Source organism: Streptomyces xanthophaeus, from assembly GCF_030440515.1.
GTDB lineage: Bacteria > Actinomycetota > Actinomycetes > Streptomycetales > Streptomycetaceae > Streptomyces > Streptomyces kutzneri.
The window spans coordinates 3,841,319-3,860,890 of record NZ_CP076543.1; the positions used below are offsets into that span (position 1 = coordinate 3,841,319).

16 protein-coding genes are annotated in these 19,572 nt (G+C 72.2%); 6 read left to right on the forward strand and 10 right to left on the reverse strand.

What is annotated here, in order from left to right; translation table 11 throughout:
* Positions 1 to 76: 76 nt before the first annotated feature.
* Positions 77 to 418: an anti-sigma factor antagonist BldG gene (gene bldG, locus KO717_RS16720; protein WP_008743037.1), complete on the reverse strand. Its 342-nt coding sequence runs from the start codon at positions 416 to 418 to the stop codon at positions 77 to 79.
* A gap of 70 nt (positions 419 to 488) precedes the next feature.
* Here bldG and KO717_RS16725 point away from each other — a divergent pair, with 70 nt between their 5' ends.
* Entirely contained in the window at positions 489 to 2,990 is a 2,502-nt protein-coding gene (locus KO717_RS16725; protein ID WP_301368438.1) for a DEAD/DEAH box helicase, read from the forward strand.
* Positions 2,991 to 3,042: 52 nt separating this feature from the next.
* On the opposite strand, the gene KO717_RS16730 is transcribed toward KO717_RS16725, so the two are convergent.
* The 7 genes from KO717_RS16730 to ssd are packed head-to-tail and all read right to left on the reverse strand — an operon-like array spanning position 3,043 to position 7,924.
* Entirely contained in the window at positions 3,043 to 3,381 is a 339-nt protein-coding gene (locus KO717_RS16730; protein WP_301368447.1) for an Rv3654c family TadE-like protein, read from the reverse strand.
* Positions 3,378 to 3,764, reverse strand: a complete 387-nt coding sequence (locus KO717_RS16735) for a TadE family type IV pilus minor pilin (protein WP_301368449.1) — start codon at positions 3,762 to 3,764, stop codon at positions 3,378 to 3,380. The genes KO717_RS16730 and KO717_RS16735 overlap by 4 nt, the downstream gene beginning before the upstream one ends.
* Positions 3,751 to 3,948: a DUF4244 domain-containing protein gene (locus KO717_RS16740; RefSeq protein ID WP_301368450.1), complete on the reverse strand. Its 198-nt coding sequence runs from the start codon at positions 3,946 to 3,948 to the stop codon at positions 3,751 to 3,753. Before KO717_RS16740 ends, KO717_RS16735 begins: the two co-directional genes overlap by 14 nt.
* Positions 3,949 to 3,997: 49 nt before the next feature.
* Positions 3,998 to 4,774 (reverse strand): type II secretion system F family protein, encoded by a 777-nt coding sequence (locus KO717_RS16745; protein WP_301368452.1) that lies wholly within the window; start codon positions 4,772 to 4,774, stop codon positions 3,998 to 4,000.
* Positions 4,774 to 5,658: a type II secretion system F family protein gene (locus KO717_RS16750; protein ID WP_301368454.1), complete on the reverse strand. Its 885-nt coding sequence runs from the start codon at positions 5,656 to 5,658 to the stop codon at positions 4,774 to 4,776. Before KO717_RS16750 ends, KO717_RS16745 begins: the two co-directional genes overlap by 1 nt.
* The gene (locus KO717_RS16755) at positions 5,655 to 6,803 is read right to left on the reverse strand and encodes a TadA family conjugal transfer-associated ATPase (RefSeq protein WP_301368456.1); all 1,149 of its coding nucleotides are present in this window, start codon (positions 6,801 to 6,803) and stop codon (positions 5,655 to 5,657) included. The genes KO717_RS16750 and KO717_RS16755 overlap by 4 nt, the downstream gene beginning before the upstream one ends.
* Positions 6,800 to 7,924, reverse strand: coding sequence for a septum site-determining protein Ssd (ssd, locus tag KO717_RS16760; RefSeq protein ID WP_301368457.1), 1,125 nt, complete (start codon positions 7,922 to 7,924; stop codon positions 6,800 to 6,802). The genes KO717_RS16755 and ssd overlap by 4 nt, the downstream gene beginning before the upstream one ends.
* 539 nt (positions 7,925 to 8,463) lie before the next feature.
* On the opposite strand from ssd, the gene KO717_RS16765 reads away from it, so the two are divergent.
* On the forward strand, positions 8,464 to 9,339 hold the full coding sequence (locus KO717_RS16765; RefSeq protein WP_301368458.1) for an HAD family hydrolase: 876 nt from the start codon (positions 8,464 to 8,466) through the stop codon (positions 9,337 to 9,339).
* A 425-nt stretch (positions 9,340 to 9,764) separates the two neighbouring features.
* On the opposite strand, the gene KO717_RS16770 is transcribed toward KO717_RS16765, so the two are convergent.
* Positions 9,765 to 10,586, reverse strand: a complete 822-nt coding sequence (locus KO717_RS16770; RefSeq protein ID WP_301368460.1) for an oxidoreductase — start codon at positions 10,584 to 10,586, stop codon at positions 9,765 to 9,767.
* 109 nt (positions 10,587 to 10,695) lie between these two features.
* Here KO717_RS16770 and KO717_RS16775 point away from each other — a divergent pair, with 109 nt between their 5' ends.
* On the forward strand, positions 10,696 to 11,718 hold the full coding sequence (locus tag KO717_RS16775; protein ID WP_301368461.1) for an ATP-binding protein: 1,023 nt from the start codon (positions 10,696 to 10,698) through the stop codon (positions 11,716 to 11,718).
* On the opposite strand, the gene KO717_RS16780 is transcribed toward KO717_RS16775, so the two are convergent.
* Positions 11,672 to 12,979, reverse strand: coding sequence for a hypothetical protein (locus KO717_RS16780; protein WP_301368462.1), 1,308 nt, complete (start codon positions 12,977 to 12,979; stop codon positions 11,672 to 11,674). The two genes, KO717_RS16775 and KO717_RS16780, sit on opposite strands and share 47 nt — an antisense overlap.
* Before the next feature lie 235 nt (positions 12,980 to 13,214).
* Here KO717_RS16780 and KO717_RS16785 point away from each other — a divergent pair, with 235 nt between their 5' ends.
* The 3 genes from KO717_RS16785 to nhaA all read left to right on the forward strand — a co-directional run bounded on the left by KO717_RS16785 (position 13,215) and on the right by nhaA (position 19,517).
* Entirely contained in the window at positions 13,215 to 15,668 is a 2,454-nt protein-coding gene (locus KO717_RS16785; protein ID WP_301368464.1) for a SulP family inorganic anion transporter, read from the forward strand.
* Positions 15,669 to 15,829: 161 nt separating this feature from the next.
* On the forward strand, positions 15,830 to 17,827 hold the full coding sequence (gene acs / locus KO717_RS16790; RefSeq protein ID WP_301368466.1) for an acetate--CoA ligase: 1,998 nt from the start codon (positions 15,830 to 15,832) through the stop codon (positions 17,825 to 17,827).
* Between the two features lie 256 nt (positions 17,828 to 18,083).
* Positions 18,084 to 19,517: a Na+/H+ antiporter NhaA gene (gene nhaA / locus KO717_RS16795; protein ID WP_301368468.1), complete on the forward strand. Its 1,434-nt coding sequence runs from the start codon at positions 18,084 to 18,086 to the stop codon at positions 19,515 to 19,517.
* The last annotated feature ends 55 nt before the right edge of the window (positions 19,518 to 19,572 follow it).

A 19,572-nucleotide genomic window follows, 5' to 3' on the forward strand; every position in this document is an offset into this window, starting at 1 on the left:
CAACCATGGCCCGGTACCCCCGCTCTCCTTGCCGGCTCCCTGCCGCCCGGAGGCTGCAGGGGGCCGCGCGGAGCCGTCAGTCGGTCGCGTTGACGGCGTCTTCCACCGTGGTGTGGATCGGAAACACCTTGGTCAGACCGGTGATGCGGAAGATCTTCAGGATGCGCTCCTGGTTGCACACCAGACGGAGCGAGCCCTCGTGCGCACGGACGCGCTTGAGGCCTCCCACGAGCACACCGAGGCCGGTGGAGTCGAGGAAGTCCACCCGCTCCATGTCGACAACCAGGTGGTAGCTGCCGTCGTTCACCAACTCGACCAACTGCTCGCGCAGCTTGGGCGCGGTATACACATCAATCTCGCCACCGACCTCCACGACCGTACGGTCGCCGACAGTGCGAGTCGACAGGGACAGGTCCACGGATCCTCCAGCACCTTGCTATCGAGCGACGCCCCCTCACCCGAAGGTAGGCGAGGGATTGGCTGCCGCGATGGCATTCAATCACTTACCGGCAGGCGCGCACGACGCCTTCGGACCATTGTCCCGCACGCCGGTGACACACTCGGTTCCGATGGCCAACACATCTGGTCCCGGACGGCCCACGGCACCCGCGGACCCACGACCCACCCCCGACGCGGTCCTGGACCGCCTGTCACGGGGGCCTTCCCGTGCTGCGCGCATCACCCATACGGAGCACTTGCCCCCTCGGGCGGGTCGTCATGCAGTCTGGCCGGACCGCATCCGAACAGACGTCGTAGCCGCGATCGGATCGGCCGGAATCGACCATCCGTGGGAACACCAGGCCGCGGCGGCCGAGCTCGCCCTCGACGGAACGTCCGTGGTCGTGGCCACCGGAACCGCCTCGGGAAAGTCCCTCGCCTACCTCGCGCCCGTGCTCTCCGCCCTCGCGGACGGCGCCGAGGCCCCGAACGGCCGGGGCGCGACCGCCCTGTACCTGGCACCCACCAAGGCCCTGGCGGCCGACCAGCGGCGCGCCGTGCGGGAACTGGCCGCCCCGCTGGGCAACGCCGTGCGCCCCGCGGTCTACGACGGGGACACGCCCGTCGAGGAACGCGAGTGGGTGCGGCAGTACGCGAACTACGTCCTGACCAACCCCGACATGCTGCACCGCGGGATCCTCCCGGCCCACCCGCGCTGGTCCTCCTTCCTGCGGGCCCTGCGCTACGTCGTGATCGACGAGTGCCACACCTACCGCGGGGTCTTCGGATCCCATGTGGCACAGGTGCTGCGCCGGCTGCGGCGGCTGTGCGCCCGCTACGGCGCACAGCCCGTCTTCCTGCTGGCCTCAGCCACCGCGAGCGACCCGGCGGCGGCCGCGTCCCGGCTGACCGGCGTACGGGTGATCGAGATCACCGACGACGCCTCACCGCGGGGCGAGGTGGTCTTCGCCCTCTGGGAGCCGCCGCTGCTCACCGAGCTGCGCGGCGAGAAGGGCGCGCCCGTACGCCGTACGGCCACCGCCGAGACGGCCGACCTGCTGACCGACCTGGTGGTCCAGGGGGTCCGTACGGTCGCCTTCGTGCGCTCCCGGCGCGGCGCCGAGCTGATCTCCGTGATCGCCCAGGAACGGCTCGCGTCGGTCGACCGGTCGCTGGCCCGCCGGGTCGCCGCCTACCGGGGCGGCTACCTCCCCGAGGAGCGCCGGGCCCTGGAGCGGGCCCTGCACTCCGGCGAGCTGCTCGGACTGGCCGCCACGACGGCCCTGGAGCTGGGTGTGGACGTCTCCGGCCTGGACGCCGTCCTGATTACCGGCTACCCCGGCACGCGGGCCTCCCTGTGGCAGCAGGCGGGCCGCGCGGGGCGCTCGGGCCAGGGCGCCCTGGCCGTGCTGATCGCCCGGGACGACCCGCTGGACACCTACCTCGTCCACCACCCGGAGGCGCTGTTCCAGCGGCCGGTGGAGGCCACCGTCCTGGACCCCGACAACCCGTACGTCCTCGCCCCCCACCTGTGCGCGGCGGCGGCGGAGCTGCCGCTGACCGACGCGGACCTGGAACTCTTCGGCCCGGCGACCGAGGACCTCCTTCCTCAGCTCGAAGCGGCGAAGCTGCTGCGCCGTCGGGCGACCGCCTGGCACTGGACCCGCCGGGAGCGGGCCTCGGACCTGACCGACATCCGGGGCGGCGGCGGCCGCCCGGTGCAGATCGTCGAGGCCTCGACCGGCCGGCTGCTGGGTACGGTCGACGAGTCGGCGGCCCACACCGCCGTCCACGAGGGGGCCGTCCACCTCCACCAGGGCCGCACGTATCTCGTGAAGCACCTGGACCTGGAGGATTCGGTGGCCCTCGTGGAGCAGGCGGACCCGCCCTTCTCCACCACGGCCCGCGACACCACCTCCATCTCCGTCCTGGAGACCGAGACCGAGATCCCGTGGGGCTCGGCCCGGCTCTGCTTCGGCTCCGTCGAGGTCACCAACCAGGTCGTCTCCTATCTGCGCCGCAAGCTGATCACCGGCGAGGTGCTGGGCGAGGCCAAGCTCGACCTGCCGCCCCGCACCCTGCGCACCCGGGCCGTGTGGTGGACGGTGACCGAGGACCAGCTCGACGAGGCCCGGATCAACCCGGAGATCCTGGGCGGCGCCCTGCACGCCGCCGAGCACGCCTCCATCGGCATGCTTCCGCTGTTCGCCACCTGCGACCGCTGGGACATCGGCGGCGTCTCCGTGCCGCTGCATCCCGACACCCTCCTCCCCACGGTCTTCGTCTACGACGGCCATCCCGGCGGCGCCGGCTTCGCGGAGCGCGCCTTCGGCACGGCGCGCGCCTGGCTGACGGCGACCCGCGACGCGATCGCGGCCTGCGAGTGCGAGGCCGGCTGCCCTTCCTGCATCCAGTCCCCCAAGTGCGGCAACGGCAACGAGCCCCTGCACAAGCGCGGCGCCATCCGCCTCCTCACCCGCCTCCTCTCCGAATCCCCGGCCGCCCCGGCCACACCACCTGCCACACCACCCGCCGCACCCTCCGAGGCCTGACGGGCCCCGACGCGGTCTGACAGGACCCGGCACGGCCCCGGGCCCCCGGGCGTCAGCCCCAGGGCCCGGGCGGGCCTGCCCGGGCCTGGATCGTCGCCGTGAACGGGCCCGCCACGACCCGGGCGGTGACCTCGGCGACCTCGCCCCCGAGCAGGCACCCGCCGAGCGCCGCGCCCTGCGCCCGGGCCACCCGCAGGGCCGCCGCGCACGCCGTCTCCGGCCCGTGGGCCCAGGTGGCCGCCGCCGCGAGCGCCGCCAGGTCGGCGCCCGCCGCCGCCCGGTGGCGGGCCACGACGGCCTGGCCGAGCAGCAGCACCCCGCCGAACACCGCACCCAGCACCATCGCCACCAGCGCCGCCCAGACCGTGGCCGAACCCCGGTCCCGGCTCACGGCGGCGGCCCCACGCTGTCCTCCGCCAGGGCCACCGCCTGCGCCCCGAGCCGCACCGGGAGCCCTCCCGGCCCGGGCGCCTTCGCCGCCACCCGGACCCGCCAGAGGTCGCCCTCCCGCTCCAGCTCCACCCGGGCCCCCGGTGGGGCGGCCGCCCGGGCCGCCGCCTCGGCCACCTCCACCGGCTCCGACCTGGCCGCCGCCCGGGCTCCGGCCCGGGCCGCGTCCACACACCGGATCTGCGCGGCCGCCGCCATCAGGGACCACACCAGCAGCGCCGCGAACAGCACCAGCGCCGGAATCACCAGGGCGGCCTCCGCCGTCACATATCCCCGGTCCGACTTTCCCCGGGCCCTGCGTGCCCCACCCTCAGAACGGCACATCGAGCGCCTTTCCGATGGTCGACTGAAGGGCCGTGGAGACGACTTCACTCGTCACCACCTTGTAGAGGACGGCCGCGAATGCGCAGGCCGCGATCGTGCCCATCGCGTATTCCGACGTGGACATCCCCTGGTCGCCCCCGCGCGCCCGCACCACCGTCCGCACACGAAACCAGATGATCCTCATGACAACCTCCTGTGTATTTCCGCTGTTGATGTGTGTGGTCAATGCGACTTCAGGTGTTCGAGAGAAGTCCCGAGGCCATACCGATCACCACCGGCGCGACCCCGATCGCGAGAAAAGCGGGGAGAAAACACAACCCCACCGGTGCGGTGACGAGGACCGCCGCCCGCTGCGCCCGTGCTCCCGCCGTGCGGGCCCGGTCCTCCCGCAGCCCGGACGCGAGCCGGGAGACCGGCTCCGCCGCGGGCGCCCCCGTCCTCGCGGCCCGTTCCAGGCAGTCCGCGAGCGGCCGGGCGCCCGGTATCTCCGCCAACCTCCCCCACCCGGCGCCTGGTTCGCCGCCGAGCCGCAGCTCCGCACCGGCCCTCGCCAGCCGGTCGCCCACCGGGCCGCCCAGCGACTCGCCCACCACCTCGGCGGCCTCCACGGGGCCCGCCCCGGCCGCCAGGCAGGCGGCCAACAGATCTGCGGCGAACGGCAACTGACGCTCCGCCTCCCGCGGATCCACTCCGGCCGGCGGCCGCGCCCTGGCCCGCCACCGCCGCACACCGAACGCGGCCAGGCCACCGACCGCCACACCCGTCACCCCGCCGACGAGCACCCAGCCCGCCAGCAGCGCCCCGGCCGGCCCGGCCCACACGGCCACCGCACCCCTCAGCGCGGAGCCGAACACCGGGGCACGGAGCCCCGGTCCGGCTCCCAGCAGGGCCACGGTCCGGCGTCCGGCCGCCCGCTTACGGACCCGCGCCGCCACCGCCGACACCAGCCACAGCGCCACCACGGCCAGGCAGACGGCGATCCCCAGCCTATGGACGACGAAGCCGCCCATCACCGCTCCCCCGCCCGGACGATCCGCCGGCACCACAGCAGCCCGAGCGTCTCCAGCACCCCGCCGGCCAGCAGGCAGCCCCACCCCATCGGCGTGTGCAGCAGCACCCGCAGCGGATCCGCACCCAGCCCGGTGCCGATCAGCAGTCCCACCAGCGGCAGCAGGGCGAGCACCAGCACCGTCGACCGCGCCCCCGCCAACTGGGCCCGCAGCGACTCCTGCCGGTCCCGCTCGGCCCGCAGGGCACCCTCCAGCCGGTCCAGTCCGGCGGCCAGTCCCGCACCGCCGTCCACGGAGACCCGCCAGCAGGCCGCCATCCCGGCCAGCCCTTCCGCCCCGGGCTCCCGCGCCGCCTGGCGCAACGCACCGGGCACGTCCCCGCCGAAGGCCGCCGCGGCCAGTACGCCCGTCTCCGCGGCACCCGGCCCGCCGGGGCCGACGGCCGTCCTGCGCATCGCGGCCGTAAGCGCCTGCCCGGGCTGGGCTCCCGCCCGCAGCTCACCCGCCACCGCCCCGCACAGGGCCACCACCTCGGCGGCCCGCGCCGCCCGGGCCCGCTCCCGCGCCCGTACCCGCAGCCACCGGCGCACCAGCGGCACCGCCGCCGCCCCCGCCAGCAGCGGGATCACCGACCCGCCGAGCACCGCGACCACCAGCCCCGCCGCGAGGCAGACCCACTCCCGCCACCGCGCCGCCCGCACCCGTACGGCGATCAGCAGCCGCTCCCGGCCCAGCGGGCCGACCGGAACCACCGGACCGCCCGCGGCGAGCACCACCTGGGCCCGCCGGGACACCCGGTCGCCGCCGCCCAGCCCCCAGGCGGCCGCCCCGGCACAGAGCACCCCGGCGAACAGCGGCACCGGCAGCCCCGCTCCCGCGCTCACCGGACGCCTCGCAGCAGCGGACGGAGCCGTTCCCAGCCGCGCTCCCGTACGAAGCCCCGAGCGGCCCAGCGCAGCGCCGGTACGGTGACCACCAGCCCGGCGGCGTCGCGCTCCAGCACGTGCACCTCGGCCAGCCGGCGCCGTCCCTCCCGGTCCCGGACCAGATGGAGCACCAGGGTCAGCGCCGCGGCCAACTGGCTGTGCAGGGCGGCCCGGTCGAGCCCGGCGGCCGTCCCGAGCGCCTCCAGCCGGGCGGGGACATGAGCGGCGGCGTTGGCGTGGACCGTCCCGCAGCCCCCCTCGTGCCCGGTGTTCAGGGCGGCGAGCAGGTCCGCCACCTCGGCGCCCCGTACCTCGCCCACCACCAGCCGGTCGGGCCGCATCCGCAGCGCCTGGCGGACCAGGTCCGCCAGGGTGACCAGACCCGCCCCCTCCTGGTTGGCCGGCCGGGTCTCCAGCCGCACCACGTGCGGATGGTCGGGGCGCAGCTCGGCCGAGTCCTCGGCCAGCACGATCCGCTCGCCGGGACCGACCAGCCCCAACAGGGCGCTGAGCAGGGTGGTCTTGCCGGTTCCGGTGCCGCCGGAGACGAGGAACGACAGCCGGGCCTCGACCATGTCCCTGAGCAGGCGGTGCCCGCCCGGCGGCAGTGTCCCCGCGGCGACGAGCTCCTCCAGCGTGAACGCCCGCGGCCGCACCACCCGCAGCGAGAGGCAGGCCGAGCCGACCGAGACCGGGGGCAGCACGGCATGCAGGCGGGTGCCGTCGGGCATCCGGGCGTCCACCCAGGGCCGGGCGTCGTCCAGGCGCCGCCCCGCGACGGAAGCAAGCCTCTGGGCGAGCCTGCGCACGGCCTCGGCGTCGGCGAAGGTCACTCCGGTCAGCTCCAGCCCGCCACCGCGGTCCACCCACACCCGGTCGGGGGCCGCCACCAGTACGTCGGTGACCTCCGGATCGGCGAGCAATGCCTCCAGCGGGCCTGCGCCGACCAGTTCGGACCGTAACTCGGCTGCCACACCGAGCACTTCGGCGTCGCCGAGCAGCCTGCCCTGGGCCCGCAGGGCCGCCGCGACCCGCGCAGGGGTCGGTTCCGCCCCGCTCTCGGCGAGCCGCCGGCGCACCGCGTCCAGGAGTACCGCGCTCATGCCGGCACCCCCTGGGCGGAGCCGAGTGCGCGCTGCCAGAAGCCGTCGCAGAAGCGGGCCAGCGCGCTCTTCCCCTGCGTCCCCGGCGCTTCGCCCTCGGCCACCCGCCCCGGGAGGCCCACCTCGACCGGCACCTCCCCGGCCAGCGGTGCCCCCAACAGGTCGGCCACCGAATCCGGATCGAGGCCGCCCGGGCAGCGTCCCCGTACGACGACCCGCACGTCCCGGGCCACCATCCGTACCCCGGCGGCGACCCGGCCGGCGGCGGCCACCGACCGCAGCTCGCCCGGCACCACCATCAGCACCAGGTCGAGCTGGGCGAGCACCTCGGCCACGGGTTCGTCGACCCGCCGCGGGAGGTCGACCACCACCACGCCGCCCCGGCGGCGCGCGGCGGCCACCACGGACCGGATCGCGGCGGGCGGCACCACCACCCGGTCACCGCGGTCCCAGCTGAGCACGCGAAGGTCGTGCAGCTCGGGCAGGGACTCCTCCAGCGCTCCGGCGCCGACCCGGCCCCGCGAGGCCGCGAAGTCCGGCCAGCGCAGCCCTTCGGCGCTCTCGCCCCCGAGCAGGACGTCCATGCCGCCGCCCAGCGGGTCGCCGTCGATGAGGATGGTCCGCTCCCCGGCGCGGGCGGCCCGCACGGCGAGGGCGCAGGCGAGGGTGGAGGCTCCGGCGCCGCCGCTGCCGCCGATCACGCCCACGGCGAGGGCGGGCCGCCCGGCCCCCTCCACGACATCGGCGATGCGGTCGACGAGCCGGCTCTCGGCGTCCGGGAGCCGCAGCACCTCCTCGGCGCCGATCTCCACCGCCCGTTGCCACACATGGGGGTCGTCCAGGTCCCGGCCCACGAGGAACACCCCGGCCCTGCGCGGTGCCCCCCGTACCCGTCGGGCGGCGTCGTCGCCCACCAGCACGAGCGGTGCGGATTCCCATCCCGCGCTCCCCGCCTCCGCGCCCGCCCCGAGCGTCCCGAGCGCCCCGCCCTGCTCGGGAGCCGTGTGGCGCACATGCGGTTCGGCACCCGCCGCAGCACACAGCCTCAGCAGGTCGTCGAGCAGCAGCGGGTCCTCGGTGATGATCAGCGGCCGCCCGCCGCCGGGTGCGGATCCGGCCATGGATCCGGGCCCGAGGCCCGCTCCGACCCCTGTCCCCCTTCCGCCGACCACGGACTCCGGCGATTCACACGACTTCGATCGCGCCACGATCTCCGCCCCCTTCTCACTGCAAATGCTTCCGCCACGGACTTCGCGGCTGGAATCACCGTGCAGCGATCAGGAAAAACAAGTGGATCTTGTTGGATAACTGTGGACAACCCACCGGTTGTGAATAACCCGGTCACACTCTCAGGTGAGTTCCGGAGCGCGGCGGAACCACTACGCACCGTCACGAGTCTGATGGGGTGAGGGCCTTCGCCGCGTCGGCCCCACGCAAGAGGAAGGGCCGGAGGATGGTCACTTGGGGCCGAAGGCAGGGACGCGAACCGCGTCCGGACATGCGACGACCCCCGCCGGGGGGGAGAGCGGGGGTCGTCCCCACGGTCCGACTCGGGGGGGGAGGAGCCAGACCGGGTTAGCACGGTCGCGAACGATCCGTGACTTCCATGGTGTACCCGAGAGCCTTCTCAGGCAAACCCACGCGCCACACCTTACGCCGAATGGTGGGCGCATATGCTCGGGGCGTGGAAAATCAGCCCTTGCCGCACTCCTCGCCTCGCACCGCAGCCTTCTTCGACCTGGACAAGACGGTCATTGCGAAGTCGAGCACCTTGACGTTCAGCAAGTCCTTCTACCAAGGCGGCCTGATCAACCGGCGAGCCGTGTTGCGCACCGCGTACACGCAGTTCATCTTCCTGGCCGGCGGTGCCGACCACGATCAGATGGAACGCATGCGGGAGTACCTGTCCGCCCTCTGCAAGGGGTGGAACGTGCAGCAGGTGCGGGAGATCGTCGCCGAGACCCTGCACGACCTCATCGACCCGATCATCTACGACGAGGCCGCGTCCCTGATCGAGGCCCACCACACCGCGGGCCGCGACGTGGTGATCGTGTCCACCTCCGGCGCGGAAGTCGTCGAGCCCATCGGGGAGATGCTCGGCGCGGACCGGGTCGTGGCCACCCGCATGGTCGTGGGTGAGGACGGTTGCTTCACCGGCGAGATCGAGTACTACGCCTACGGGCCCACCAAGGCCGAGGCCGTACGCGAACTCGCCGAGTCCGAGGGGTACGACCTCACCCGCTGCTACGCCTACAGCGACTCGGCCACCGACATCCCCATGCTCGAAGCGGTCGGACACCCGCACGCCGTCAACCCCGACCGGGCGCTGCGGCGGGAAGCCGTGGCGCGCGAGTGGCCGGTCCTGGTCTTCAACCGGCCCGTACGGCTGAAGCAGCGCCTTCCCGGGCTGTCCATGCCGGCCCGGCCCGCCCTGGTCGCCGCGGCGGCCGTGGGCGCGGCAGCCGCCACGGCCGGGCTGGTCTGGTACGCGAGCCGGCGCCGCGCCAATGCACTGGCCGCGGCCCGCTCTGCCTGATTGTCCTGACCTGCACGGATAAGGCATGTCCGGTTCGCCCGCGGTCGTCCCGGAAAGTAAAAAGTGGAGCCAGGGGTTTCGCATGGCTCCGAAGCGGAGTACAAATAAAGCAACGGCCCGCGAGACCAAAGAACATCCGAGAGGATCATCTTTAAAACGCAGTAAGGCCCACGGACCGAAGCATGAGCGCCGAGCACCCACGCGACGTCGACCCGTCGATTACGGGCCAGCCGCACCAGGTAACGGGCAAAGACCCCGACCTGATGGGCAACTATCGAGGACGCTTGGTAACTGGGCGTAAATGCCAGCGGCGACACCAAAGCAAGACGGTGTCGCCGCAACCCATGTCCGGGGTCCGAAAGTCCCGGACACGGGGCCGAAAGGACGAAACAGGCGGAACGGGTGGGACGGGCGGGACGGACGGCTCAGGCCGCGCCGCGCTGCAGGGCTTCGCAGACCGCCGTCGACTCACGGACACCGAGCTCGACCGCCCGGCCGCAGTGCGCGATCCAGGCGGACATGCCCTCCGCGGTACCGGAGACGTAGCCCTCGAAAGCGGCCAGGTAGGCGTCGGTCCCCTGCTCCGCGTGACCGACCTCCGCCGGACAGATGGCCTTCGGGTCCAGACCGCTGTTGATCAGGACGATCCGCTCGGCCGCCCGCGCGACCAGCCCGTTGTACGAGGCGAACGGACGCAGCGCCAGCAGTTCGCCGTGCACCACCGCGGCCGTGATCAGGGCCGGGGCGGAGCCGCCCGCGATGATCAGGCGGGACAGCCCGTCGAGGCGGCCCGCCACCTCGTCGGCGCTCGGCAGCGGGAGTCCGACCAGGGGTTCGGTCACCGGCTCGCCCGCCAGCCGGGGGCGGCCCACCACATCGCCGTCCGCGGTCGAGCCGCACGCCACCAGGTGCAGCCGCGCGAGGACCCGCAGCGGCGACTGCCGCCAGATGCTCAGCAGCTGACCGGCCTCCGCCGTGAGCCTCAGCGCCGCGCCCACCGTCAGCGCTTCCGGCTCCGACCCGAAGTCGGTCCGGCGGCGCACCTCCTCCAGGGCCCAGTCCGCACCGGACAGCGCCGCGCTCCCGCGGGCACCGCGCAGGGCGGCCTCCGAGGTGATCTCACCGCTGCGGCGACGCATCACCCGGTGCCCGTAGACGCGGTCCACGGCCTTGCGTACGGAATCCACGGAATCGGTGACACCAGGCAGCCCGGCCAGGGGGGCCAGTGGGTCAGAAGCGCTACTCATAAGTAGGGAGCCTACGCACTGCGCACCCATAGCACCGACCCCTCCTTGGAGTGGTCTTCTTCACTCACCTTGACAACGCAGCGCTATCGACCCGCTACGCTTGGTGAACATGAAGATCGCTTTCGTAGGGAAGGGCGGCAGCGGCAAGACGACCCTGTCCTCCCTCTTCATCCGCCACCTCGCCGCCAATGAGGCCCCTGTCGTCGCGGTGGACGCCGACATCAACCAGCACCTGGGCGCCGCGCTCGGGCTCACCGAGGAGGAGGCCGCCGCGCTGCCCGCCCTCGGCGCGCACCTGCCCCTGATCAAGGAGTACCTGCGGGGTTCCAATCCGCGCATCGCGTCCGCCGACACGATGATCAAGACGACCCCGCCCGGCCGCGGCTCGCGCCTGCTGCGCGTCACCGAGGACAACCCGGTGTACGAGGCCTGCGCGCGCACGCTCCTGCTCGACGGGGAGCCCGTACGGCTCATGGCCACAGGACCGTTCACCGAGGCCGACCTGGGCGTGGCCTGCTACCACTCCAAGGTCGGAGCGGTCGAGCTCTGCCTCAACCACCTGGTCGACGGCCCCGACGAGTACGTGGTCGTCGACATGACGGCAGGCTCGGACTCCTTCGCCTCCGGCATGTTCACCCGCTTCGACGTGACCTTCCTGGTCGCCGAACCGACCCGCAAGGGCGTCTCCGTCTACCGCCAGTACAAGGAGTACGCGCGGGACTTCGGGGTCGCGCTCAAGGTCATCGGCAACAAGGTGCAGGGACCCGAGGACATCGAGTTCCTCCAGGACGAGGTGGGCGAGGACCTGCTGGTCACCGTCGGGCACTCCGACTGGGTGCGGGCGATGGAGAAGGGCCGGCCGGCCCCCTTCGAGCTGCTGGAGGCGTCCAACCGGTTCGCCCTGCAGGAGCTCCAGGACGCCGCCGACGACTCGTACGCGCACCGCGACTGGGCCCGGTACACGGAGCAGATGGTGAGCTTCCACCTCAAGAACGCGGAGAGCTGGGGCAACGCCAAGACCGGGGTCGACCTGGCGGACCAGGTCGACCCCGGTTTCGTCCTGCGCGAGGGGGCCGAGGCGCTCGTCAGCCCTCGTCCGCACTCCCCGCGGCCGGCTCCGCAGCCGGCTTGACGCCCGCGGGGGCGGTCGGCGCCGCCGGCGGCCCCGCGGTCAGGAACTTCGCCCAGCCCTCCTTCGGCGCCTCGCCGACATCGAGGGTGCGCATCCACTCCAGGGCCTTCGGGTCCTGCGCGTCCAGCCAGTCCGCCAGCTCCCGGAACGGGACGCAGCGGACCTCCTTCTGGGTGCACATGGTCTTGATGGACTCCTCGACGGCGCGCATGTAGGTGCCGCCGTTCCAGGACTCGAAGTGATTGCCGATGATCAGCGGAGCGCGGTTGCCCTGGTAGACGCGGTCGAACGCCTCCCGCAGGCCGTCGCGCATCTGGTCACCCCAGTACGCGTGCTGGGAGGGGTCCCCCTGCGAGGTCGTCCCGGACTGGTTGACCATGTAGTTGTAGTCCATGCTCAGGGTGTCGAAGGCACGCCCCGGCATGGGCACCAGCTGGAGCGGGATGTCCCAGAGACCGTCGGTCTTCTTGGGCCAGATCTGCTTGCTGATGCCGCTGGAGTCGTAGCGGAAGCCCAAGTCCTTCGCCGCCAGCATGAAGTTCTTCTGGCCCTCCAGACAGGGCGTGCGGGCGCCGATGAGCTCCTTGTCGTAGTTGAAGGGGAGCGCTTCCTGGTCCTTCAGGCCGGAGTTGGTCTTCCAGTTCTTGACGAAGGACTTGGCCTGGCTGATCTCGCTCTTCCACTCCTCCACGGACCAGGTGCCGACGCCGCCGTCGGGGCCGCAGAAGTGCCCGTTGAAGTGGGTGCCGATCTCGTTGCCCTCCAGCCAGGCCGCGCGGACCTGGGTGGCGGTGTCCTTGATGCCCTGGAGGTCGCCGAAACCGATGTCGGAGCGGCCGGGCTCGTGCTGGGGCGCCGTATAGAGGGAACGTTTCTCCTCTGGAAGCATGTACACGCCACTGAGGAAGTACGTCATGCGGGCGTTGTACTTCTTGCCGACCTCGCGGAAGTGCGAGAAGAGCTTCTGGCTGTCCTCGCCGGCCCCGTCCCACGAGAACACCACGAACTGTGGCGGCTTTTCGCCCGGCTTGAGCTTCTGCGGCTTCTGCACGTTCGGCTGCATGCCGGTGTACGCGGTCGAACCGTCACCGATGGGCCGGTTGACGCTGCCCGGGGCCTCCGGGGCGGCGGCCCCCTTCAGCGCGTTCGGCGCCCCGGGAGCCGGGGACTTGGCGGGTTCCGAGGTGCTGCACCCGGCGGCCCCCAGAACCAGCGCCGTGGCGACCAGGCCGCCGGCGATCTTCTTCGTGGCGGCGATCATCCGCCCCACCTCTCCCTCGCAGTTCCATCGCGGGACTTCCGCGCCGCAACGTCCCATGCGGTCCGCTCAGGAGAAGGTATGACAAGCCGTACAAAATGCTTAATCACTCTTGAGTGCTAATTTGTACGCCATTTGCCCGTATTATTCACCACTCACCTTTACTCTCCATTACCATCCATTTACCGAGTGTTGAGACTCCCGCCGCTTCATCCCTCCCCCGAGGAGACGGGAACCCATGACAGCCACCTCCCCCTCACGCGCCACCCAAGAGATCCGCAAGGACCTCCCCGCAGACCTCTCCGCCTCCATCGCCGTCTTCCTGATCGCCCTGCCCCTCTCGCTCGGCATCGCCCTGGCCACCGGGGCCCCGCTCCAGGCGGGGCTCGTCGCCGCGGCGGTCGGCGGGATCGTCGCCGGGTGGCTCGGCGGCGCCCCCCTCCAGGTGAGCGGTCCCGCTGCCGGACTCACCGTGGTCACCGCCGAGTTGATCCAGCGCTACGGATGGCGCACCACCTGCGCCATCACCGTGCTCGCCGGCCTCTTCCAGCTCGGTCTCGCCGCCCTGCGCACCGCCCGGTCGGCGCTCATGGTCAGCCCGGCCATCGTGCACGGCCTGCTCGCCGGGATCGGCGTGACGATCGCTCTCGCCCAGCTGCACATCGTCCTCGGCGGCAACCCCCAGAGCTCTGCCGTGGCCAACGTCCTCGGGCTGCCGGCCCAGTTGGCCGATCTGCATCCGGCGGCACTCGGCGTCAGCGCCCTGACCCTGGCCGTCCTGCTGGCCTGGCCGTGGCTGCCCGGACGGGCCGGCCGGGTCCTGCGCAAGGCCCCCGCCGCGCTGGCCGCCGTGGCCGCGGCCACCGCTGCCGCCGCGCTGTCCGGGCTCGCCCTGCCCAGGGTGGACCTGCCGTCCTGGCGCAGCCACGCCCTGCCCGAGCTGCCCGACGGCCCCGTCCTCGGCATCCTCGCCGCCGTCCTGACCATCGCCCTGGTCGGCAGTGTGCAGTCCCTGCTCTCCGCGGTCGCGACCGACAAGCTGATCGCCTCCGAGCGGCGAACGGACAACCGCCCGCCGCGCACCGACCTCAACCGCGAGCTGTGGGGGCAGGGTGCGGCGAACATCGTCTCCGGCGCGCTCGGCGGACTGCCCGTCTCGGGTGTGGCCGTCCGGAGCGTGGCCAACGTCAAGTCCGGTGCGGTCAGCCGGAGATCGACCATGCTGCACGGCCTCTGGGTGGTACTGGCGGCCGGCCTGCTCGTCCCGGTCCTCGACCTGATCCCGCTCGCCGCGCTGGCCGCCCTCGTGATGGCGGTCGGCGTGCAGATGGTCAACATCACGCACCTGCGCAGTGTCACCCGGCACCGGGAGATCCTGGTCTACGGCACGACCATCGTCGCCGTGGTGCTCGGCGGGGTCCTGGAGGGCGTGGCCATCGGTATCGCGGTGGCCGTCGCGCTGGCCCTGTACCGGCTCACCCGGACCCGGATCACCGTGGAGCGGCTGGACAGCGGGGCCCACCGGGTGCGGGCGCGCGGGCAGTTGACCTTCCTCGCGGTGCCCCGGCTGAGCCGGGTGCTGAACCAGATCCCGCACGACGGGCACGCGCTGGTCGAGCTGGACGGCTCGTTCATGGACCACGCGGCCTACGAGACGCTGCACGACTGGCAGGACTCCCATCTGGCGCACGGGGGCTCGCTGGAGGTCACCGGCCGCGCCGGATCGTCTGCGCGGCTGCCCGAAGCCGTGACAGGAACCACGACCGGAACCGCGACCGGAACCGCGTCCGGCTACGGGCCCGCCGACGGAAGCCACCATCCGGACCGGTCACGCCGCGCACCGCAGCGCGGCGTGCACCAGTGCTGCCGCCCCTGGACACCCTGGCAGAACCACTGCGACCACCGGCCCGCGGGCACCCGTACCATCACCGCCGCGGACGCGGCCGAGGCAGCCGCGGCGGCCACCGAGGCGAAGGCGGAGACCGCCGACGGGCAGGCCGGCTCGCCCACGCCCCGGCGGCGCGGCGCGGGCCAACTGGCCAGTGGGATCGGCGCCTTCCAGCGCGACACCGCGCCCCACGTGCGGGACGAGCTGGCCCGACTGGCCCGCGAGGGGCAGCGGCCCTCCCAGCTCTTCCTCACCTGCGCGGACTCCCGGCTGGTGACCAGCATGATCACGGCCAGTGGACCGGGCGACCTGTTCACGGTCCGCAATGTCGGCAACCTGGTCCCGCTGCCCGGCGCGGAGTCCACCGACGACTCCGTCGCCGCGGCCATCGAGTACGCCGTGGACGTACTGCAGGTGGACAGCATCACGGTGTGCGGGCACTCGGGCTGCGGCGCCATGCAGGCCCTGCTCTCCTCCACGCCCGGCGCCCCGATGACCCCGCTGCGGCGCTGGCTGAAGCACGGGCTGCCCAGCCTGGAGCGGATGGCCAGTCGCCACCACGCCTGGGCCCGGATCTCGGGCCGGCTCCCGGCGGACGCGGTGGAGCAGCTGTGCCTGACCAATGTGGTCCAGCAGCTGGAGCATCTGCGGGCCCACGAATCGGTGGCCCGGCGGCTCGCCGAGGGCACCCTGGAGCTGCACGGGATGTACTTCCACGTGGGCGAGGCGCAGGCGTATCTCCTGTCCGAGGGCGAGGACTTCTTCGACTGCCGGGTCTTCGACAGCGTGGGCCAGCACGCCTGAACCGATACCCTCCCGTATTCGTGCAATCGTTTGGCCCCTTCCCGCCCCCTGCAGCGGGGAGGGGCCATTCGCACTCCGTTTCTCGCGCGGGCCAGGTCGTGATATAGGTCTAAACCAATTCTCGGCTACCCCTTGTCACCTGGGCCGCTGACTGATGAGCTATGCCCGGGGACACAACGGACACCCTGGGAAAGGGAGATGTCGTGAGCAATGAGAGCCTGGCCAATCTGCTCAAGGAGGAGCGGCGGTTCGCACCGCCCGCCGATCTGGCCGCCGCCGCCAATGTGACCGAGGCTGCGTACGCACAGGCCGACGCGGACCGGCTGGGCTTCTGGGCCGAGCAGGCCCGGCGGCTGACCTGGGCCACCGAGCCGACCGAGACGCTCGACTGGTCGAACCCGCCCTTCGCGAAGTGGTTCGCGGACGGCAAGCTGAACGTCGCGTACAACTGCGTGGACCGCCACGTCGAGGCCGGCAACGGCGACCGCGTCGCCATCCACTTCGAGGGCGAGCCCGGCGACAGCCGCGCGATCACCTACGCCGAGCTCAAGGACGAGGTCTCCAAGGCCGCCAACGCCCTGACCGAGCTGGGTGTCGAGGCCGGCGACCGGGTCGCCGTCTACCTGCCGATGATCCCCGAGGCGGTCGTCGCGATGCTCGCGTGCGCCCGCGTCGGCGCCGCGCACTCCGTGGTCTTCGGCGGTTTCTCCGCCGACGCCGTCGCCTCCCGCATCCAGGACGCCGACGCCAAGCTGGTCATCACCGCCGACGGCGGCTACCGCCGCGGCAAGCCCACCGCCCTGAAGCCCGCCATCGACGAGGCTGTCGCCAAGTGTCCGCAGGTCGAGCACGTGCTCGTCGTGCGCCGCACCGGCCAGGACACCGCCTTCACCGAGGGCCGCGACGTCTGGTGGCACGACGTGGTCGGCCGGCAGTCCGCCGAGCACGCCCCGCAGCCCTTCGACGCCGAGCACCCGCTCTTCATCCTCTACACCTCGGGGACCACGGGTAAGCCCAAGGGCATCCTGCACACCTCCGGCGGCTACCTCACGCAGGCCGCGTACACCCACCACGCAGTCTTCGACCTGAAGCCGGAGACCGACGTCTACTGGTGCACCGCCGACATCGGCTGGGTGACCGGGCACTCCTACATCGTCTACGGGCCGCTCGCGAACGGCGCGACCCAGGTGATGTACGAGGGCACCCCCGACACCCCGCACCAGGGCCGGTTCTGGGAGGTCGTCCAGAAGTACGGGGTGACCATCCTCTACACGGCGCCCACGGCCATCCGCACGTTCATGAAGTGGGGCGACGACATCCCCGCGAAGTTCGACCTCTCCAGCCTGCGCGTGCTGGGCTCCGTCGGCGAGCCGATCAACCCCGAGGCCTGGATCTGGTACCGCAAGCACATCGGCGGCGACCGCTGCCCGATCGTGGACACCTGGTGGCAGACCGAGACCGGCGCGATGATGATCTCCCCGCTGCCGGGCGTCACCGCCACCAAGCCGGGCTCCGCACAGCGCGCCCTGCCCGGAATCTCCGCCACCGTCGTGGACGACGAGGCGCACGAGGTCCCGAACGGCGGGGGTGGCTACCTGGTCCTCACCGAGCCGTGGCCGTCGATGCTGCGCACCATCTGGGGCGACGACCAGCGGTTCATCGACACCTACTGGTCGCGCTTCGAGGGCAAGTACTTCGCGGGTGACGGCGCCAAGAAGGACGACGACGGTGACATCTGGCTGCTGGGCCGGGTGGACGACGTGATGCTGGTGTCCGGCCACAACATCTCGACCACCGAGGTCGAGTCGGCCCTCGTCTCGCACCCCTCGGTCGCCGAGGCGGCCGTGGTCGGCGCCAACGACGAAACCACCGGTCAGGCCATCGTCGCCTTCGTCATCCTGCGCGGCAGCGCCTCCGAGACCGAGAACCTGGTGGCGGACCTGCGCAACCACGTGGGCAGCACGCTGGGCCCGATCGCCAAGCCGAAGCGGATCCTGCCGGTCCAGGAGCTGCCGAAGACCCGCTCGGGCAAGATCATGCGCCGTCTGCTGCGCGACGTGGCGGAGAACCGCGCGGTCGGTGACGTCACCACGCTCGCCGACTCCTCGGTCATGGACCTGATCCAGAGCAAGCTCCCGGCCGCCGGCAGCGAGGACTGAGTCACGGGCCGAGGCCCACCGCTCAGGACGGACCGAGACACACGGGACACCCGAGATACACGGGACACACCGAAAGGGGCACCCGGCGCGCCGCGCCGGGTGCCCCTTTCGCACTTAAAGTGATGATCACCGGATACGTCCTCGCGTGCACCCTGTAAAATATTGAAAGCGTAAAAAGATCACAGGGTGCGCCGGGAAGTCTGGTCGGCAATGAGCTTCGCCATGCCGTCCAACCGCCCCCCGGAGGTGTCCCCTCGTGGCCGCGCCCAGCCCCACCGACCACAAGAGCCCCAAGCTGCTCGGCCGCCTCTCGCTGCCCGAGCTCCGCTTCGTCGGCGATGCCCTGCGCACCGAGACCGTCGGCGGCGTGCTGCTGCTCGTGGCCGCGATCGCCGCCCTCCTGTGGGCGAACATCCCCGCCGTCTCGGAGAGCTACGCCGAGGTCCGGTCCTTCCACATCGGCCCCGCCTCCCTCGGCCTGGACCTCTCGCTCCAGCACTGGGCGGCCGACGGACTCCTCGCCATCTTCTTCTTCGTCGCCGGCATCGAGCTCAAGCGCGAGCTCGTCGCGGGCGATCTGCGCGATGCCAGAGCGGCCGCGCTCCCGGTGATCGCCGCCCTGTGCGGCATGGCCGTACCCGCTGTGGTCTACGTGCTCGTCAACATCGTGGGCAACGGCTCCACGGACGGCTGGGCCGTCCCGACCGCCACCGACATCGCCTTCGCGCTCGCCGTCCTCGCCGTCATCGGCACCTCGCTGCCGTCGGCCCTGCGCGCCTTCCTGCTGACCCTCGCGGTCGTCGACGACCTCTTCGCCATCCTGATCATCGCGGTGTTCTTCACCAGCGAGATCGACTTCCTCGCCCTCGGCGGCGCGTTCGTGGGCCTCGCCCTCTTCTGGTTCCTGCTCCGCCGGGGTGTCCACGGCTGGTACGTCTACGTTCCCCTCGCCCTGGTCATCTGGGGCCTGATGTACAACAGCGGCGTCCACGCCACCATCGCCGGCGTCGCCATGGGCCTGATGCTGCGCTGCACCCGCCAGGACGGCGAGCGGCAGTCCCCCGGCGAGCACATCGAGCACCTGGTCCGGCCCATTTCGGCCGGTCTCGCCGTGCCCCTCTTCGCCCTCTTCTCCGCCGGCGTCTCCCTCTCCGACAAGGCAATCGCCCAGGTCTTCACCCGGCCCGAGACCCTCGGCGTGGTGCTCGGCCTCGTCATCGGCAAGACGGTGGGCATCTTCGGCGGCACCTGGCTGGCCGCCCGCTTCACCAAGGCCGAACTGAACGAGGACCTCGCCTGGCCGGACGTACTCGCCGTGGCCTCGCTCGCCGGCATCGGCTTCACCGTCTCCCTCCTGATCGGCGAACTCGCCTTCACCGACGACCCTGTCCTCACCGACGAGGTCAAGGCAGCCGTCCTGATCGGCTCCCTGATCGCCGCCGTGGTCGCGTCCGTCATGCTCAAGCTCCGCAACCGCAGGTACCGGGCGCTCACCGAGGCCGAGGAGCGCGACGAGGACCACGACGGCATCCCGGACATCTACGAGGAGCACAACCCCGCGTACCACCTGCGGATGGCCAAGATCTACGAGGACCGGGCCGCGGAACACCGCCGCAAGGCCGGGAACGAGTCCGCCACCTCGCTCCAAACCGCAGCCGGGTCCACCACCGACGGCGACCGTCCGGCATGATCTGACAGACGACGCAGGACAGCAGGACGGACAGCCGCGCCGGCCGGCAGCAGAC

Coding starts and splice junctions, on each gene's coding strand:
- KO717_RS16725 (WP_301368438.1), top strand. CDS start 489: ATGGCATTCAATCACTTACCGGCAGGCGCGCACGACGCCTTCGGACCA.
- KO717_RS16735 (WP_301368449.1), bottom strand. CDS start 3,764: ATGTGCCGTTCTGAGGGTGGGGCACGCAGGGCCCGGGGAAAGTCGGAC.
- KO717_RS16740 (WP_301368450.1), bottom strand. CDS start 3,948: ATGAGGATCATCTGGTTTCGTGTGCGGACGGTGGTGCGGGCGCGCGGG.
- KO717_RS16745 (WP_301368452.1), bottom strand. CDS start 4,774: ATGGGCGGCTTCGTCGTCCATAGGCTGGGGATCGCCGTCTGCCTGGCC.
- KO717_RS16755 (WP_301368456.1), bottom strand. CDS start 6,803: ATGAGCGCGGTACTCCTGGACGCGGTGCGCCGGCGGCTCGCCGAGAGC.
- ssd (WP_301368457.1), bottom strand. CDS start 7,924: ATGGCCGGATCCGCACCCGGCGGCGGGCGGCCGCTGATCATCACCGAG.
- KO717_RS16765 (WP_301368458.1), top strand. CDS start 8,464: ATGGTGGGCGCATATGCTCGGGGCGTGGAAAATCAGCCCTTGCCGCAC.
- KO717_RS16770 (WP_301368460.1), bottom strand. CDS start 10,586: ATGAGTAGCGCTTCTGACCCACTGGCCCCCCTGGCCGGGCTGCCTGGT.
- KO717_RS16775 (WP_301368461.1), top strand. CDS start 10,696: ATGAAGATCGCTTTCGTAGGGAAGGGCGGCAGCGGCAAGACGACCCTG.
- KO717_RS16780 (WP_301368462.1), bottom strand. CDS start 12,979: ATGATCGCCGCCACGAAGAAGATCGCCGGCGGCCTGGTCGCCACGGCG.
- KO717_RS16785 (WP_301368464.1), top strand. CDS start 13,215: ATGACAGCCACCTCCCCCTCACGCGCCACCCAAGAGATCCGCAAGGAC.
- acs (WP_301368466.1), top strand. CDS start 15,830: ATGCCCGGGGACACAACGGACACCCTGGGAAAGGGAGATGTCGTGAGC.